This is a genomic window from Moorena producens 3L (genome assembly GCF_000211815.1).
Classification (GTDB): Bacteria; Cyanobacteriota; Cyanobacteriia; order Cyanobacteriales; family Coleofasciculaceae; genus Moorena; species Moorena producens.
Genome location: NZ_GL890940.1, coordinates 81,561 through 99,372, shown reverse-complemented (window position 1 = coordinate 99,372; position 17,812 = coordinate 81,561). Strand labels below are relative to the sequence as shown.

Below are 17,812 nucleotides of genomic sequence, written 5' to 3'. Positions count from 1 at the left end.
GTCTAGCACCAACATCAGCATAATTATAGTTACAGCGTTTTTCATAACTATGGGGTACACAGGATTGTTTACCAGATCCGCTGTTCCCTATTCTGTGCTCTTTTCCCCCCTGATTAAGGTTAGGGGGGATCCCTATTAGCTGACTAACTCCTTGGGAAACTACCACCATGCCCCATAGAGGCCATGCCGACTGCCCAAAGCTTTTCCCTACCTTTAAGACCAGTGTTACCCAGTCCCTCTGTTTTCTGTTAGCACTGCTAGTAGCGGTACTTTTGATTGTCAACGGGAGTCACGCTGAAGAAAAGAAGCCTGAGCTAGAATCCTGGCAGCTCAAGGGGATTGTGGCAGCACTGGATGACCATGATCCCTTGGTATGGGCTGAAGCTTTGAACAAATTGTCTACCTATAAATTGGATCAACTCAAGCACTCCGTTGAGATTCCTAAAGACAGAATTGACAAGATTGCAAAGTTATTGACCTATAAGCATGAGAGTGATGAGACCGAGAATGAGAGAAAGTCGGTTGAGTCCAAAGTCCATGCTAGTGCAGTAAAAGCTCTGGGTGAGATAGGACCAGCGGCCTATAAGTATGCTCCCCAAATTGCTGAACTGTTAACCGACGAAGATAGTGATGTCCATGATAGTGCGGTATTGACTCTGGGGAAGATGGGAGCAACCGCCTCTGAGTACATTTCCAAAATTGCCAAACTTTTAATCGACTCAGATGGTAATGTCAGTCGTAGTGCGGCAAAAGCTCTGGGGCAGATGGGAGTAGCTAAGGACTACGCTCCCCAAATTGCCAAACTTTTAACCAACTCAGATACTGATAGTGATATCCGTGCTAGTGCGGCATCGGCTCTGGGGCAGATGGGAGTAGCTAAAGACTACGCTTCTCGAATCCTTCCACTTTTAACCGACTCAGATTCGAATGTCGGTTATAGTGCAGCATGGGCTCTGGGTCAGATGGGAGCAGCCGCCTCTGAATACTTTCCTCAAATCTTAGAACTTTTAACCGACTCAGATAGTGATGTCCGTTATAATGCCATCGAAGTTCTGGGGGAGATCGGAGCAGCAGCCTCTGAGCACATTCCCCAAATCATTGAACGTTTAACCGACTCAGATAGTAATGTCAGTTCTAATGCAGCATGGGCTCTCCATGAGATGGGAACAGTGGCCTCTAAGTACACTCCCCAAATCCTTCCACTTTTAACCCACTCAGATAGTAATGTCCGTGCTAGTGCAGCATCAGCTCTGGGGGCGATGGGAACAGCCGCTTCTGATTACGTTGACCAAATCCTGCCACTTTTAACCCACTCAAAAAACTCGGTAAGTGCTAGTGCGGCATCGGCTCTGGGTCAAATGGGAGCCCCTGCCTATAAGTACAGTCACCAAATCGCAAAGCTTTTAACCCACTCAGATAGTAATGTCCGTGATAGTGCAGCATCGGCTCTAGGACAAATGGGAGCTGCCGCATCTGAGTACGCTCCCCAAATTGCTAAACGTTTAACCGACTCAAATAGCTGGGTTCGTCGTAGTGCAGCAGAAGCTCTGGGGAAGATGGGAGGAGCACCCTCTGAGTATGCTCCCCAAATCATTCCACTTTTAACCGAGTCAGAAAGCTGGGTTCGTGAAAGTGTAGCAGAAGCTCTGGAGCGGATGGCACCATTAGAGGTAAAACACTTACTTTCGGTATTAAATCAAGTTTACTGGTACCAGCGAGAAGCACCAAGCCTCCGTTTTCTGGCCTATTTCCTCAGTGGCGGGGAAGAAAACTCACTGGTCTTAATCAAGTGGCTGGGCTCACCCGAGCAATATCCCCATCAAAATAAAGATCAGACCATCAATCACCAAGAAGGGTTAGAAGTTCTCAACCTATTTGCCGAAATCTGGGAAGATACTCAATCTCTGTCTAAACTGCGCAAAGACTTGGAAAGGCAGATTGCCATAGTTGTTGACAAGGTCAACTGGGAACAAGCAGACATGGAGCTGCTCAAGGAACACCACGATAATCTTAAGTCTATAGACTCCCAACTTGCTGCCGCCGTCAATGCTCAAATTATCGCCCTAGAAGGAAAGCACTGGTTTCTGATTGCCTTTAAGCTTTGGTTAATCCATGTCAGTGGCTGGTTGTTGCTGATCATCATTTATCCCCGTTCTTCCCAAGTCCAAGCTCTAATCTGGGACCGGAAATTCCGCACTATTGTGGGCTTAGGCTATATCAGCGTGGCTCTAACCTGGATTCCCTGGTTGCGCTACCGATTACTGGCTCCCTTCCGTGAAGTGCTGGTGGCCGATGCTAGCTTAGATAGCTTCGATCCCCAGGCTTACTTTCCCAACTCTTACGTTAAAATAAGACGAGCCACCCATACCCAACCGATTCAAACCGCCATTGGCCAACTCCAGTCTCCCATCGTTCTGGAAGGGGAATCGGGACTGGGTAAATCCATGTTTCTGCGGAATTTAGTCAAAACCTCCGGGCGGCTGTCGGTGTACCTGCCAGCTAGCCAATGTGCCGGTGGTGTGGTGGAAGCGATTCAAGCTAAATTGCCCATCGCTGCCCATGACCCATTATTCCTACAAAGCCTGATTAACTACAATACCCTAGATATCTGCATTGACGGACTCAATGAAGTCAGCCCAGACACCAGGGCTACTATTAATACTTTTGTGGAGCATCACGTCCATGGGCATATTATCCTCACTACCCAACCCTTGGAATGGAAACCCCCAGCCACGGCTAAAACCTACGTGCTGCAACCCCTGAAGCGCCAGCAAATCGCAGAGTTCCTCACCTCTCGTCAAGGGATTTTGCCGGAGGATGTCCCGGTATCGGGTGTGGAGTACGAGCAAGCCTGTGACGACTATCTGGCCAGCCAACTCCACCAAACCCAATCGAAACAGGAGTTAACGGCAGTACGTCGGTTTCTGTCCAATCCCATGGATTTGACCTTGGTGGCGCAACTGTTGGCCCAGGGCAAAGACCCGGATTTGCTCAACTTGCAACAGCAGCAGTATGAAATCATGGCAGAGGACTATCAACAGATTCACCTTTGTCCCTTTCCCCTGGCTGAATTTGCTGAAACCGTCTACCAGATGCGCCTCCATGATCAAATTACCATCCCAGAAAACGACTGCTTGGATGAGTTGCAGTGTATGGAACGCTATAAAATGGTACTGACTCGTCAGCAGAAGGATGGGTTTGGTCGTACCTATCGAGAATGGTACTTTCGCCACGATAAAATCCAGGAATACTTTATCGTCCAGACCTTCCTGAAAACCGAGAATCGAGAACGTCAGCACGAGCATCTGAGTGACCCCCGATTTCGCGGTGTCTACCTGCTGCTGGCGACCCTGTTGGAGGTTAACCAAGCTCTGGTATTACGGGAAGTCCTGATTCAATCTGCTGCGGAAACTAAAGACCATGCCGTCAGTGACCAGTTCATCCAGCGGTTTAATTCTCGGCAAGAGCTCACCCAAACCACCAACAAGGATGGCGTGCTTGCCCTTTACCAGAAGCATTACCAAGACCTGATCGAAATTGCTAGACTACAAGCAAGCCGACTTATCACTGTTGAAAACAACGCCATGAGTGAATCAACGTCAGACTCCAATCACTCCAATTATCACTCCAAGTATCAGTTTCAATACGATCAATCTCAGTATCAAAATAGCTTTGTCGATACCGCTCAAAGTGGCAGTCAACAAGAATTTAAACCGATTCAAAATAATAATTATGCCCCGGAGCAAAAGCAAACTCTAAGTGAAGCCGCAGCCGAAATTCAACAATTATTAAAACAATTAGAGCAAAGTAATCCCAACGCCACGGATTTAGAAAAGACAGCCTTTGTAAATATCGCCATTCCAGCAAGTACTAAACAACGGTTGCTTAGTGCCTTAGAAAGTGGTGGCAAAGAAGCCCTTAGAGAATTATTAGATAATCCCTATGTGAATGTGGGCATGGCGATTGTGGAAGGATGGCAGAATCCATAGTAGGGAGTAGGGAATATGTAAGCATTCAGCAGTGAGCGGTCAGCGGTCAGCTTATTTTATTCAAAAGCTGAATGCTGAATGCTGAATGCTGATAGCTGAATGCTGATAGCTGATAGCTAATAGCTGAATGCTTACAAATAGTCTAATGCCGAGAGGATATGGCCAAACTTTTGATTTAGAGTATCTATAGTTTCAGGTTTAAGATTATTTCTGAAATCTCCAGGAGTGATTTTACGTATGTGAGTATTGGGCTTGGCATTTTTGGGATCTACTTGATCAGATAATTGCTTAGACAAGCCGTTTATATCTTCTGAAGAAAGTTGAAACGGTTGAACAAACGAGGTGAACCAACTATCAAAGTTATCTACCATATCTTCATACTTGAGTAGATTAACACCAGGATGACCAATGAAGTGATTTAGATATTTTTCATATCTCTCAAAGTAATCATCACTGAAGGAAATCACAAACTTGTCTATTCCCCAAGAAAGCCACTCGTCTCGAATCGATTTCTTTATGCCTCCGTGAGTTTTTGTCCAAGAAAAGAACATTGAATTCAGACCATCTCTGGGATCTCGTAGGTGTAGGTTTACAAAACAGCTATCTAAGTCTATCTCTAGGGGACGACGTATAGGGCCAATACACCCTGTATCTATATAATTAAACTCAGCAAGAGCTGACTGGCAACAATTTACTTTAAAGTCTTGAAAATATAATAAACTATCACTTAACTCTTTATTATTGGGAGAATAGTATTTCAGTTGAGCCAAAGCACAAGCTTCTAAAGTTATTCTGTGCAATAACATTGAACCTGCTTTATGTACTGTAAAAACAGCTATTTTGGTGACTGGTTTCATAATATAATTTAAGTATAGCGGTTTTTAATTAGGTGAGGTACATTTTTTTATGGAACAGGGAATCGGGAATCGGGAATCGGGAATCGGGAATCGGGAATCGGGAAGAAGGTAAAAATTTTTTGTACCTCATTAGGCTAAAAACCGCTAGATTAATTAAATCATAATCTCGGCTATATATTGCATAATTCTGGATGTTGTAGACTGCCAACACCATTGTGGGTGCATCTCAATGCATCCACAAACACTCTTCGGCAATAGAAGTATAATATCATGTTATGACATTACCCTTAATATAGCGGTTTTCAATTAGGTGAGGTACAAATTCTTGGGTTTTAGGGAGCAGGTAAGAGGCAAGAGGCAAGAGGCAATAGGCAATAGTCCCCATCTCCCCATCTCCCCATCTCCCCATCTCCCCATCTCCCCCTCATCAGGGTAGGTTTTTTACAAAGACCTCAGGTGTGGGGTGTGGGGGATAAGACAATGTACTTAATTTGTCGTTCAAAATCATCGCTTCTTCAGGTGCGACCCGTGGCGAATTTAATTCGCCAAGGTCAAGCGCACCTAAGTTGTTTTCCTTTTCCTCTCCCTCTGGGTCGCCCCATGTTTTACCCTAATTTAAAAAACCTACCCCTGTGAGCCACCCTCCCCACACTTCCCACACTTCCCACACTTCCCACCCTCCCGACTCCCTACTCCCGATTCCCTACTCCCCACTCCCAATCAAACTCAGAAGATAACCTCCACTACCAAGTCGTCATAGTCTAAGTCACCACCACCAAAGGTATCCTCGAAGCTAAACTGATTGTCCCCTAGTAAGCGGACGTGATCAAATTGATCAGGGTTAGCAGGCAAGAAACTAAAGTAGGCATTCAGACCGGAACCCTGCTGATTCGTTGGATTCTGAGTCAGGAACTCCTCAACAGTGCCATTAGCAATTAGGAACGGAGCTAACAGTACCCCACCGGATAGCCCACTGGCTAAATCTACCTGATTGGAGACTGCAAGCTCTGCATAACCGGCATCACCGGGGTTGAGATTACCAATTTTACCACTAGCATCATCAACCTGATAAAAGCCAAAGCTATTCTCAAACACTGCTTGACTACTAACCACAAACTCAGGTGTTACTGTTCCAGTCACATCGGTTAAATCCAACAGCTCCACTTGCCCTTGAATCTGGGGACTCCCTATCCCTACAGTAGGAGTTAAAGCCGAAGCGTCTTGAACCGTTACCACTAAATCATCAAAGTCTTGGTCATCAGCATCTTCAAAGTTTAACGTCAAGACACCGTCGCTATTGGTCTCGGTTTGGATATGGTCTAAACCATCGCTATTGAAAGCAGCATCACCGAAGAATACAGAAACATTTTCTCCTGCTAGCACGGCCTCTCTGGTGCTATTTTGTACTAGGTAAAATCCTAATTGATCCCCTACATCAAAATTATTAATTAGACGACTAGTTTGACCACTATCTTCCGGATTTAGCAGCACAGAGAAAATAGTCTGAGCATTAGATAGAGCCGCTTCCACATAGCCTTCCTGACCAGGAGCAATACCATTAACTGTACCTTGGTCATTATCCGTGACAAACACCCCAATTTCATTGACATTAGTAGCGTTTCGACTAATAAAGGTGAATAGGAGTTGAGCGTTGCCAGTGGTGTCACTAGTGATAGTAAAAGTATTGTTAGGGTTCTGAGTCAGAGTCGAAGGAACAAAGGTAGGGATCGAGTTAACAGTAATATCAACAGTCGCTGTATCAAGGCCGCCGTTGCCATCAGATACCTGATCGATCAAGCTATCATTCCCACTGAAATCTGGATCAGGAGTATCAGTAATAACGTCATCATTAGTATTATCCAAGGTACCGTTATTGTTAACCACAGCAGTACCATCTGGTGCATCATTTACAGGAGTAACAGTAATGTTAACGGTAGCGGTGTCAGCAGGGTTAACCCCATCGTTTAACTGATAAGTAAAACTATCCGGTCCATTGTAGTCGGGATTCGGAGTGTAAGTAATAACGTCATCGGTTAGATCATCAGGAGTACCATTGTCATCTACTACTGCACTACCATTACTGGGATCACTAATAACCGTTAGAGTGCTATCTCCCTCAGTATCGGTGTCATTATCTAAGACGTTAATGTTAACGGTTGTATCTTCAGTAGTCGTGGCCGTATCATCTACAGCTATCGGGAGTTCGTTGGTCAGGTTGAATTCAATATAGTCAAATCGGATGAATTCATCACCATCAGCGGTACCTTTAACCTCGATCAGGTCTCCATTACGGATAAACGTGCTAGAGCTAATCTGCAAAGGGACGAAAGTGGAGGCTTCGGGGATACCGCTAGCAGTAGAGGCAGGATTATTAAGAGTGATTGTGGGAAAGACGGTACTGCCAATCCTGACATCGATTGTGCTTTCTCCATCTATTTCGTCAAAGATGCCAATGATTACTTCATAGCTACCAGTGGGCTGATTAAAGCTTGTGCTAGCAGTACCAGGGGGGAAAGCAGTATTATTAACAGCATCAAATAGACTGATTAGTGCGCCCCCGGAGGCATCAGGATTAGGAGTAGTTACAAAGTTAGTTATACTAGATAAATTTTCGGCTTCAATTCTCGTCATAGTGTTGTAGTCTCCAACCTTTATCTGTGTTTCAAGCTCTGGTAATTTTATTTGGTAATTTTATTTTGGCAGCAAGTAATACCCTAGCAAGTTTATATCCACTCAATCCCCAGGATATGGATACCCTTTACAGAAGACATCTCCAAAAATTAACCTCAAACCCTTGCAATGCCTGGGTCAAAACCGAGTTTCTGGAGATGTCTAGAGTCATGGGAAAGAGTATAATACTATGCTAAACCTTCACAAAAGCACCGATTATTACAGCTAATCAAAAATCTGATAAATCGGCCGCTGTATTAGTTACATGGTTTTGATTTTCCGTGTTTCAAAACCTATCTAAATTCCGTAGATGCTCCACCAAAATTCTTTTGCTGACATAGTCTCATAACTATACTATAGTCTTCCCCCAAGAGCTTGAGTTTTTGCGGTCAAACAATTCCTTTATTCATTCATGACATGAATTGGATATTATGTCACCATGGAATGTAGTAATTTTATCAAAACTTTATCCTATTGTTACGGATATGAGAATTGGTCAATATTTTCGATGACTAGAGAATAATTAATGCGATCGCTCTTAGCGGAAGCTTCGCTTCATCGCGCTGCAGGTAGGGAATAGGAAACAGGGAATAGGGAACTTCTGATCAGGGAAAGAGAGGGAGGTGTGGGAAGTGTGGGGAGATGGGGAGATGGGGAGATGGGGAGATGGGGAGATGGGGATTGATATCAGCAACTGGCTGCCCAAAACGGCGCTGCATTCTTTCGTCCCTTGAATTTGTAAACACCATTACACGCATTTTTAATAATTATACGGGTATAAACAATACCCAAAATCTACTTTATATATACTTTATATAACTATTATGATTTTTTTTATAGCGTTTCTCATAGTCATGATGTACAGAGTTTTTTTCCTATTCCCTATTCCCGATTCCCTATTCCCTATTACCTATTACCTATTCCCGATTCCCTATTCCCTATTCCCGATTCCCTATTACCTATTCCCGATTCCCGATTCCCGATTCCCGATTCCCGATTCCCGATTCCCGATTCCCTATTCCCAGAGCCGCTGTTACCTATTCCCAGAGCCGCTGTTACCTGTTACCGAAAATCCCAAAATTATGTACCTCACCTAATTAAAAAATGCTAGATATCACAACATACATATAACTATCCATAAAATAACTAATATAAAAATATTGAGTTTATCTTTCATCGAAAACTAATCCATTAGGTAATCGAACCATAGGTTTTATTATAAACATGGCTTAGGCAGTAATTATACTGGTAAGGTGCCTTAATAACGTAACCTACTACTTATGGCATTTGGAGTGATAGCCTTTAGAGTGATAGGGTTTCGAGTCCAGTTTTGGGTAAGTCCTAAGCAAAAATGATTATTTTATAAATCTTGAACTTTTATAAATCTTGAAAATTGATAGCTATATAGCCTTTATATTTGAGTTGTGAACATACTCCCAAAGGCCAAGAGGCAAGAGGCAAGAGGCATCCATGCTAGAGGGGAAACAGCTCCGGAGTTTTATTGTCCAATAAAAAAAAGACCATACAGGTTTACATCTCATTTGTAAACGCTATATAACGTCTCTACATGTAAGCAATCAGCTAACGCACCAAGGGCTTTAGCTGATTGCCCTTGGCTAAATACTTAGGTAATTGAAATTACGTATTTAAACATAACTTTGCCAACTGGGATCAGTTACTGGCTCAAGCCTCTCCAGGCGATCGAACCCATTAGCATTCATCAGCCAGACACTATTTTGTCCATCGTCGAGATTGCGCCAGAGGATATCATCGACACCATTATCATCGATGTCGAGGGTACCATGGATTACCTCCTGACCACTACTGATTGGTGAGGAGATCAACACTGATTCAATGTACTGAGTCCCTTCCATCCTCCAATAGTAAATAGTTTGCTCTTGAGTATTGCGCCAGATAATATCCCCATCACCATCTCCATCCAAGTCTCCCGCTGCCCTCATTTCCCAAATACTAGTGACTGGTTCCGATTGAATGAACACCTCCTGAGCCACAGTAGTGCCATTCATGAGCCAGACTTTATTTTCCCCAGTGGAAGTATTGCGCCAGAGAATATCCTCTTGATTATCACTGTTAAAATCTTCGGTGCCACGAATTTCCCAGTCCAGGTCTGGAGTTGGGGTGATGGACACTGCATTCTGAAACACCGATCCTGCCATCAACCAGATGCCAGTTTCACCAGTAGAGGTATTACGCCAGAGAAGATCCTGTTGTTGATCAGCGTTGAAATCCCCTGCACCCTGCATTTGCCAAGGACTGTCCGCTGCTTCTGTTGGTGAATGAATTGTTACGGCTTGAGCTAAGTCGAGACCATCCATCAGCCAAGCACCATTGACTCCGGTCTCGTCATTACGCCAGAAAATAGTCACACTCTCGCTGATAGTGGATTGGTCATTGTCGGTAATGGTGAAAGTGGCACTGGGAGTCTCACCTAATTGATAGTCGGGACTATTCTCAAGGGTAATAATGACAGTTTCTTCCCCTTCTGCTATACCATCGGCAATTGGGGTAAGCTTGAGATCTACTGACTCCTGACCTTCTGGAATAGTAACGGTACCAGTTAGGATGGGCTTGTAATCTGAGGGGCTAGCGGTGCCACTGACCGTGTAAGTTACCTCTAGGCTTTGACTAATGTCTCCGGTACGGGTGATGGTAATACCACCACTTTTTGGCACAGTTTCGGCTAATGTGCCATCAGTAGGGGTAATGGTAAGTTCAGGAAAAGTAATAACTGGGCCAGCTTCCACTGCTGGTGTTATTTCAATAACGTCGATCCGCGCTAGTTCATCGGTTTGATTCCCCAAACTATCCGCCACGGCAGAGATTTCAATCTGATCCCCTGGAGTCAGTGCTACGTCTTCAAAGATGGGATTAGGATTGGATAAACCATCAAATATAGAACCAGTCAACCCGATATAATTACCAGAATTGGGTGTGTCTATGGGTGGATTGCCCTTTTCTCCTGGGTTTTTATTGAAAATATATCTACTAATTGGGATACTGTTGACACGAAGTGTCAGGGTAGCTCTGCCATCTGATTCATCAAAATGGGCAATATTAAAATTATAGTTACCAGCAGGACCGTCAGCTTCTGTCCAGGTTAAACGAATGAATGCTGGTTCACTAGTATTGGTTTTGGGAATCTCGATAGCTTGGCCACCGGAAGCAATGTCACTATCAAAAACTATGTAGTTCTCTAGACTCAGCCTAGTTGTGTCTTCTGCCTCAAATGTTGGCATAATTACTATTATCCTCTCCTTTTTAGGGAATAGGGAACAGGGAATAGGGAATAGTAGGAAAGAGCTCCGAGTAGTTTTTGGTGTTATGATAAATCCCTATTGGAGTACATGAAATATTTTCAAAAGTTATATAATAACGATTGCTAGATTGGATATGAAACTTTTTTAAATCGAAATATTTTTAACTTTTACTTAACTAAATAATGGCTGATTATTGGATAATAGCTAAAAGTATGTATTCCTACTCGCTATAGTATAGCAAGGGAAGTATAGTTTAGGACATCGTCTTTTAGTTGAAAGGGACTTCGGAGCAGGGAGCAGAAGATGTCTTAAGCTTTACTTCGACTGCTATAATGGGAATTTTTTTATCAATTACCATTACTATAGATGACATAATTATGATTCGATGTCACTAAAAAATCACTTACTTCATCAAATCTTTACAGTTTTTTTTCCGGATTAATTTCTAGTCTTCACGTTTATACAGCGGTTTGCAATTCAAGGTACAAACTTCTCGGTTTTTAGGGACTTCGGAGCAGGGAGCAGGGACTGAGGCCGTGGGCCACGCGGGGCGCGTTCGGAAGAGGGAAGAGGGAAGAGGGAAGAGGGAAGAGGGGAAAAAATCCTGTGTACCTGATAGTTATGCAAACCGCCGTATCTCTGGTTTACATCTCTATTTGTTGGTGAGAAGCGACGGAAAACGGCCAACAGACAGAGTTCAGGGAGGGAGGAATAAAATAGAGACTTTGGGGCAGTATTCAATCGGGTTTGTGATCAATCCCAGGGTACCGGAATTGATATCATCAGGTGATGTAAGCTATCAGCTGATACGCGACACGCTGATAGCTGAGGTTGTTTACTTGAGGTCTGATCAACAGACGTTTGTTGTGGGCTTCTTAAAGGATAATGTGCTACTTCTGAGTAATGGGCTGCTGGACACAGTTGAGCATACGCAGAGTAGCAGCAGCGGCATAGTTCCGGCGTGCTTGAGAATCGGGCAAGAAAGCGTTACCCCTTTCGTTGAGGGGAGATGCCACTTGGCAGTAGGCAGACATTTCAGAAATCAGAGCAACAGCCCAGTGACCTTCGGTGTCGGAAAATTGTGTGACTGACTCAGTAGAAACGAGTACCCCTGGCTGCCCTTGCAGGCTTTTGGCAAATTCAGCAGCTTTTTTTTGTACTGCCATCAATTCGGCGCGAGTTACGGACTTATTTGGTCGGAAGGTGCCATCAGGATAGCCACTAACAATGTTGTTGTCCCTCGCCCATTGAATTTTGGCAGCACTCCAGCGCCCAGCCTCAACATCCCGATAGGGCCGTCCTGATGCTTGAGTGGGGACAGTAATAGTAGCACCTGGCAGTTTACCTAAGCCTTCAATCACCATAGACACGAGTTGTTCTCTGGTGAGAAACCCTTGGGGTCTGAAGGTATTGTCCTGAAATCCAGCAATAAATCCCATTGCTACAGCTTTTTCAATTTCTGAGCCATAGACATCATTAGCAATATCCCGAAATTTAGAGGTTTCCCGTGGCGGAAGTGGGGGAAGCTTGGATGGATCAGTACTTCCTGTGTTACCTAGGGGTGTATTAGTAGCAAGGTAGACGTGACCTAGCTCTTTGCCATTGAACATTCTCTTGGCAAATTCCCAACCGGGCTGGAGAAAAATTTTCATAAAGCCCTGGCTAATACCACCAGTTCTGCCGATGATTACTTCAGGAGCTTTACGATCAAGGCGGTGCTTACCCACTAGCAACAGTTCACCATTACGCTCAACAATGCTGAGGATGTAATCGAGTCCTAAGTCTTCACCCGCCATGCGCATGGAATAGCCATTGCTATCAGTACTACGTCCGCAAATGCCAGTAAAGTCAAAGTTCAACAGCAGTGGGTCTACGATCACTGGGTTAGTACCACTCTCGCTCCAACAGGCTCGCTTGTTGGATTTTTGCTCTATGATCAGCAGTTGATGGGAATTTGCACCAAAGGGTTGAGCTACAGCAATAAACTTGCCTTGTTCAACTTGTTTTTGCTCGAAGGTAGCGGCGGAGGTCTGGTTGCCAAGACTGATTGTTGAGAAGGCAGTGGCTAGGGCAACGGTGGCGAAGGTGGCTAGTTTTTGTGGTAATTTTTGTCTTAAAGAATTTTTCATCGAATTTTCGCGCCTCCTTTTAGTAGTTGACAAGTAAGCCCGTGGAGCGTTTGAGTAATCGGACTTTCCGGGCTGAGAATTGTCCGATTCTTTTCCAGTTGCTATTGCTCACTGAAACTTGTGTTGCCGTATCGCCACTGATCCACCCTCGGTAGGTCTGACCCGCTTTTACAGCTTCCACGTAGTCGCCTTTACGGAAACCGTGGCGAGTGGTGGTTCCTCCGTACTTTCGGCGTTTACCGCCCTTGGAAAATTGGAGTAGGTGGAGTTGACGACGGCTAATTGGCGGTCGGGAAACCACGGCGAAAGGTGCAAGGGTGACCACAGCCACGGTGGGGGTCACGACTTTACCGTTGCGGTAGTACTGGGTCTTGACCTTTCGGAAGGGGAAGGATGCCAAGGCTATACCGTCGTTGGCGTGAGTCTCAGCCGTCTGACGACTCTTATCGGTCTTGTCTTTGGTTAACCCCAACCCTTTTCGTGCCATTGAGGTCTCCCATCCCATCTTTTGGGTGACGGGGACCGTGAATGTTGCCTCAAGGCGTTGGATGGATTGGTATTGCCCCACCATCACTGGAGAGAAAGCTTTTGTCCCTTTGGCTTTGACCACTTCATAGACGATCTGGCTAATGGGATAAAGCTCGAATAACTCACTGACCACACGAAACTCTAAATCACGGTTGGCTTTGATGGATGGGGGAAGCTTTTTGGCTAGCCGATTCTCAAAGCGCTTCTGTCTGTGAGCGCGTTGGTCGTAGGGAATTTTGTGGTTAATCCGACGGCTACGGCGAGTTCGCCGCATCATGCCTCGGGTATCGATCCGGTCTCTGACCTTGGGATAGGGTAGTACCAGATGACCCGTCCAGAGGGTGGCTTGGGCTGACTGGACAGCCAAGCCAGTGAACATTTTGCCGGGGTCAATCCCCACAGCAATCGACTGAGTTTCCTCCCCTGATGGTTCAGCTACTAGTTGAATCGCAAAGATGTCGAGGGCGTTAGGGTAGATGATGGCTTTACCTTCTTTAACCCAACGTCTCGCTCTAGAGGCTTTTGTCGGCATTAAGGGTTGTCCATTTGGTGAAATTACTGGGACTCGTAACATGGAGATAATCCTCACGAGTAAAGTGTTTGGGGGTTACCCGTCCCTTCGGTCACCTCATTCAAGATGTCCTTTCAGCAAGCGACTGACAACACAGTCTTACAGTGGTACGGACTGGGGAAGTATCCGTACGTGCGTACCAGAATGAGGCTCGATGACCTAGTCAAACCTGGGAGAGTTAGTTGTCTCTCCAAGCCCCAACCTGGCCGTAGGCCACGCTACGCGAACAACGCAGTAGGTTGGGGTTATTGACACTACTTACCTGTGTATTTCAGCATCTGTACTGAGCTTTTAGGATTTGTCAATTTTAAGACAACTGCTTCAAGCTATAATGATTAACTTTCAGATTAAATGTTTCTGGTTCTAATGGTTTAAGTTTTATTTTTGATTAATAAAATTTGAGCAAAAGTAGCTAAGGACACTAATATCAGTGTGAAGCTGGCGAAACTATCACAAGGTTTTCGAGCCTGAGGGTTATCTCTAAGCATGATGGGATCAAGGCTGAAAATCCGTCGGAGGTCGCTAGAATGTTATTTAATATTGCTGGTGTAGGGACTGGGTTAGGAATTCTAACCCTATTGGTATTTGGGCTGTTGCAATGGTTGCACATCAGTACTGGTCATTTCCTGGATTGGGTGATTGGTGTGGCTAGCTTTTGGTGGCTGTTGGTGATTGTGACAGTGCCATGGAATGTCCACTTGGAAGCTAGGGAAGTTTTAGCAGAGGGGTCGGCTTCCAGGGAAAATGAGATTGCGGTTGACCCGAAGCAATTAGACTATGTGAAAATGATAGCTAAGCGATCGCTAACCGTAGCAATCGCCCTTCACGTGTTATCTGCTGTGGGTCTTTACATGCTTGCTGCTACTGGGATTAGTGCTGTGGGCTACGTCAGTTCGGGAGCAGCTTTGCTTTTAACTGCTTTGCGTCCAGCGGTACGTTTTTACCAGTATTTAGCAGCTCGATTAAGGATGATCCGGCAAGAGTTTACCTATCCTCGCCGAGATGTAATGGAACTACAGAATCGTTTTGAAGCTCTCGAAAGAAGTGTCAAAGGTCTACAAGAGCAACTAGACCCACAAGAACCTTACTCTTGGGTGGCAACCCATCAGCGTTACTGGGAAGAGACTCGTAAAGGCTTAGCCCAACTTGAAGCATCCATGGCACAACTGGAAGCTAATAACAATGCGGAACACCAACGTTTAGCTCGGGATTCTGAAAATGCGATCGCACAATTAACTACAGATAGTCAATTTCTGGATAATGTCCGAGAAATTATTCGGTTTTTCAAGACAGCTTAGCAGTTATAGCGCTACGGGCAGGGAATCGGGAATCGGGAATCGGTAATCGGGAATCGGGATTAAACCAAGTTAGATGCTTCATATAAACGCCTGACAACGGCGATAATTCGCTTACCGTAATCTAAATCAGCTGACCAGCGTCCACTGAGCTGCCCAACTAAGGGAGCAATCCCTCGGGTAACGAAGCGAAACCGGGGATCGACCAAGGGTTGGACTAGGGGTTCCTGACTGGCGTAGGCTTTCAAGTGTTGGATATGGGCACGTACTCCAATTCTAGCGCTAGGAAAAGTCGCTTCTTCATCACTAGTCACTGCTCCCAAACCACCAAAATTATTCTGCTCAGGTCTAAGGCGATCGCTAAAGCGTAGGAAGTTAGTTTCTACACAAGCTTGGGAAAAGGCAATGTCATAGTTGACTCCCTCTACGGAGGCTTCTTCTCGATAGAGCCTAGGTAGGTCAGGAAACTCAGTCAGGGCGTTCTGATTATTGTTTTTAAGAAATATCTGTAACTGGACTTCGGAGGTGCTACCATGACCCATGATCCGGTCAATCAGACCTGGACAGATTTTCTGGGAAATTGAGCGCAAAATCACAGTGCGGGTGGCAGTATCCCAACCGACAAAGATGTCATAATCCCTTAGTTCAATGGCCTTAACATAAACGACTCCCCGATATTGCACACGACGGACATTCTCGGCGGTGGTCAAATCCACTCCTAGGCGATCGGCTAGGTCAATGGGAATGTAAGAATTGCTATTGATTAGAACACCTCGATCATCGTAAGTCTGATTATTGATTTTAATATCAATGATGGGATAAACGGGATTGAATTCATCGGGTGGTTGTTCACCAGAAATCAAACTACTCCATTGGGCAAGTCCATCAGCTATGCCTCTGGCCATGTCACGACGTCGATTCTGGAGCAGAGCACGGTCTTGGGGATTAGTCAAAAAGCCAACTTCGAGCAGTAGGGAGGGAAGGATAACATCACGGCAAAAGGCAAGACGGCCAACACCTGAGTCCGTATCAGGCTTTGCTCCTCGATTCGGCAGTTCAGGAAGGCGTGTGATCAAATAGCGCAGCATTAGTTCAGCATGCTTCTTGCGCTCAGTGTTATTGAAAATGTAGAAGGCAGAGGCACCTCGGATGTTAGGATTGGAAAAGGCGTCAGCATGAATCTCTAACGCTACATCACCAAAACGAGCACGGTCATTAATCCATTGAATTGTCTGCTTTAAACTCAATTCATCAGGAACAGATAATACTTCAAACCGACGCGATCGCAATTCTGGCACCACCAGATCTCGCAGCCGAATCATTTCTTCGGCTTCCGTTGTCCCACCGGCAATCGCCCCTGGGTCACGACCACCACGTTCCATGCCACCGTGACCTGCTGAAATAAATATACGTCCCATGTCTTGCTTTTTGCCCTTAGCCCTTAATTGAGCACTTGCTCTCTCCAGGATAAGGATTTAGTTTCCCTATGGCTAGGGGAAGTTGGACTGGACAAATCATCCCACCAATAGGCAATAGCAAGCAATAACCACAGCAAAATGGATGGATGAATAATAGTAAGCATTCAGGCATCAGCGTGTCGCGTATCAGCTATTAGCCAAAAGCCTGTGGGCACAGTGATTGATGCTTTTGAATAAAATAAGCTGACGGCTGACAGCTGACGGCTGAGTGCTTACGAATAATAAACAATGAATAGTATGATTGCTTAGCTTGAGCAACACCCGGAAAATCATAGCTTTTAGCAAACTATATATCAATGGCGAATCAAACCTTTGGACTAGACAACCAGCTTTACGACTACTTGAAATGTGTTTCTGTAAGAGAGCCAGAAGTTTTGACCCAGCTTAGGCTGGAAACAGCACAGCATTCTATGGCTAGGATGCAAATAGCTCCTGAACAGGGGCAGTTTATGGCCTTACTCGTGCAGTTGATGGGAGCCAAGAAAACTCTAGAGGTGGGGGTATTTACAGGCTATAGTGCTTTAGCTGTAGCCTTAGCTTTGCCACCAGAGGGCCTGGTGGTTGCTTGTGATATCAGTGAGGAGTATACTGCGATCGCACGTCGCTACTGGCAACAAGCTGGAGTAGCTGACAAAATTGACCTGCGAATTGCGCCAGCACTGGACACTCTGGATAGGTTGCTGAAAGAGGGACAGGCAGGTACATTTGATTTTGCCTTCATTGATGCCGATAAACGGAACTACGAAAACTATTACGAGCAGGCACTGAAACTGGTGCGTAATGGTGGACTAATTGCTGTGGATAATGTTTTATGGTCGGGGCGAGTAGCGGATCCTGAGGTAGTCGATAACATAACTAAGGCAATTCGAGCATTTAATCAAAAGCTCTATCAAGACCAACGGGTAAACCTTAGTTTGGTACCAATTGCTGATGGATTGACCCTAGCACTAAAGAATTGACACTCCCCGTCCTGTAAGAACGGGGATTCTTGGATCAACGACTCGTCTTGCGTGGGCC

The 17,812-nt window shown here is 45.2% G+C and carries 11 protein-coding genes and 1 pseudogene; 3 read left to right on the top strand and 9 right to left on the bottom strand.

The genetic code is table 11. The features are described from left to right. The first annotated feature begins 167 nt into the window (after positions 1-167). Complete coding sequence (locus LYNGBM3L_RS20095; RefSeq protein ID WP_008187164.1) at positions 168-3,989, top strand: HEAT repeat domain-containing protein; 3,822 nt, start codon at positions 168-170, stop codon at positions 3,987-3,989. Between the two features lie 131 nt (positions 3,990-4,120). Here the strand turns inward: LYNGBM3L_RS20095 and LYNGBM3L_RS20090 are convergent, their stop codons facing one another. From LYNGBM3L_RS20090 to LYNGBM3L_RS20065, 8 genes and pseudogenes are all read right to left on the bottom strand, one after another. Next, positions 4,121-4,795 carry a hypothetical protein gene (locus LYNGBM3L_RS20090; protein ID WP_229414621.1) on the bottom strand — a complete coding sequence of 225 codons (675 nt, stop codon included), beginning with the start codon at positions 4,793-4,795 and terminating at the stop codon, positions 4,121-4,123. A gap of 79 nt (positions 4,796-4,874) precedes the next feature. Then, the gene (locus LYNGBM3L_RS45160) at positions 4,875-5,060 is read right to left on the bottom strand and encodes a hypothetical protein (RefSeq protein ID WP_161603176.1); all 186 of its coding nucleotides are present in this window, start codon (positions 5,058-5,060) and stop codon (positions 4,875-4,877) included. 54 nt (positions 5,061-5,114) lie between these two features. After that, positions 5,115-5,255 carry a hypothetical protein gene (locus LYNGBM3L_RS43975; RefSeq protein ID WP_008187160.1) on the bottom strand — a complete coding sequence of 47 codons (141 nt, stop codon included), beginning with the start codon at positions 5,253-5,255 and terminating at the stop codon, positions 5,115-5,117. 317 nt (positions 5,256-5,572) lie between these two features. Further along, positions 5,573-7,477, bottom strand: coding sequence for a DUF4114 domain-containing protein (locus LYNGBM3L_RS34120; RefSeq protein WP_008187159.1), 1,905 nt, complete (start codon positions 7,475-7,477; stop codon positions 5,573-5,575). 850 nt (positions 7,478-8,327) lie between these two features. Continuing rightward, positions 8,328-8,563, bottom strand: a pseudogene (locus LYNGBM3L_RS50465) (hypothetical protein). A gap of 599 nt (positions 8,564-9,162) precedes the next feature. Next, positions 9,163-10,773, bottom strand: a complete 1,611-nt coding sequence (locus LYNGBM3L_RS34115; protein ID WP_008187157.1) for an FG-GAP-like repeat-containing protein — start codon at positions 10,771-10,773, stop codon at positions 9,163-9,165. Positions 10,774-11,684: 911 nt separating this feature from the next. Beyond that, positions 11,685-12,923 (bottom strand): DUF3747 domain-containing protein, encoded by a 1,239-nt coding sequence (locus tag LYNGBM3L_RS20070; RefSeq protein ID WP_008187156.1) that lies wholly within the window; start codon positions 12,921-12,923, stop codon positions 11,685-11,687. Between the two features lie 19 nt (positions 12,924-12,942). Continuing rightward, positions 12,943-14,025: an RRXRR domain-containing protein gene (locus tag LYNGBM3L_RS20065; RefSeq protein ID WP_008187154.1), complete on the bottom strand. Its 1,083-nt coding sequence runs from the start codon at positions 14,023-14,025 to the stop codon at positions 12,943-12,945. 524 nt (positions 14,026-14,549) lie between these two features. Between LYNGBM3L_RS20065 and LYNGBM3L_RS20060 the strand changes: the two genes are divergently transcribed. Then, on the top strand, positions 14,550-15,320 hold the full coding sequence (locus tag LYNGBM3L_RS20060; RefSeq protein WP_008187150.1) for a hypothetical protein: 771 nt from the start codon (positions 14,550-14,552) through the stop codon (positions 15,318-15,320). Between the two features lie 59 nt (positions 15,321-15,379). Here LYNGBM3L_RS20060 and tftA read toward each other — a convergent pair whose 3' ends face one another. After that, positions 15,380-16,735 (bottom strand): hormogonium tapered terminus morphoprotein TftA, encoded by a 1,356-nt coding sequence (gene tftA / locus LYNGBM3L_RS20055; protein WP_008187147.1) that lies wholly within the window; start codon positions 16,733-16,735, stop codon positions 15,380-15,382. A 356-nt stretch (positions 16,736-17,091) separates the two neighbouring features. Between tftA and LYNGBM3L_RS20050 the strand changes: the two genes are divergently transcribed. Beyond that, on the top strand, positions 17,092-17,754 hold the full coding sequence (locus LYNGBM3L_RS20050; RefSeq protein WP_008187144.1) for a class I SAM-dependent methyltransferase: 663 nt from the start codon (positions 17,092-17,094) through the stop codon (positions 17,752-17,754). The last annotated feature ends 58 nt before the right edge of the window (positions 17,755-17,812 follow it).

Bases quoted from the DNA above. Each gene is read 5' to 3' on its own strand.
- LYNGBM3L_RS20095 (WP_008187164.1), top strand. From the start codon at position 168: ATGCCCCATAGAGGCCATGCCGACTGCCCAAAGCTTTTCCCTACCTTT.
- LYNGBM3L_RS20090 (WP_229414621.1), bottom strand. From the start codon at position 4,795: ATGTTATTGCACAGAATAACTTTAGAAGCTTGTGCTTTGGCTCAACTG.
- LYNGBM3L_RS45160 (WP_161603176.1), bottom strand. From the start codon at position 5,060: ATGGTGTTGGCAGTCTACAACATCCAGAATTATGCAATATATAGCCGA.
- LYNGBM3L_RS43975 (WP_008187160.1), bottom strand. From the start codon at position 5,255: ATGGGGAGATGGGGAGATGGGGAGATGGGGACTATTGCCTATTGCCTC.
- LYNGBM3L_RS34120 (WP_008187159.1), bottom strand. From the start codon at position 7,477: ATGACGAGAATTGAAGCCGAAAATTTATCTAGTATAACTAACTTTGTA.
- LYNGBM3L_RS34115 (WP_008187157.1), bottom strand. From the start codon at position 10,773: ATGCCAACATTTGAGGCAGAAGACACAACTAGGCTGAGTCTAGAGAAC.
- LYNGBM3L_RS20070 (WP_008187156.1), bottom strand. From the start codon at position 12,923: ATGAAAAATTCTTTAAGACAAAAATTACCACAAAAACTAGCCACCTTC.
- LYNGBM3L_RS20065 (WP_008187154.1), bottom strand. From the start codon at position 14,025: ATGTTACGAGTCCCAGTAATTTCACCAAATGGACAACCCTTAATGCCG.
- LYNGBM3L_RS20060 (WP_008187150.1), top strand. From the start codon at position 14,550: ATGTTATTTAATATTGCTGGTGTAGGGACTGGGTTAGGAATTCTAACC.
- tftA (WP_008187147.1), bottom strand. From the start codon at position 16,735: ATGGGACGTATATTTATTTCAGCAGGTCACGGTGGCATGGAACGTGGT.
- LYNGBM3L_RS20050 (WP_008187144.1), top strand. From the start codon at position 17,092: ATGGCGAATCAAACCTTTGGACTAGACAACCAGCTTTACGACTACTTG.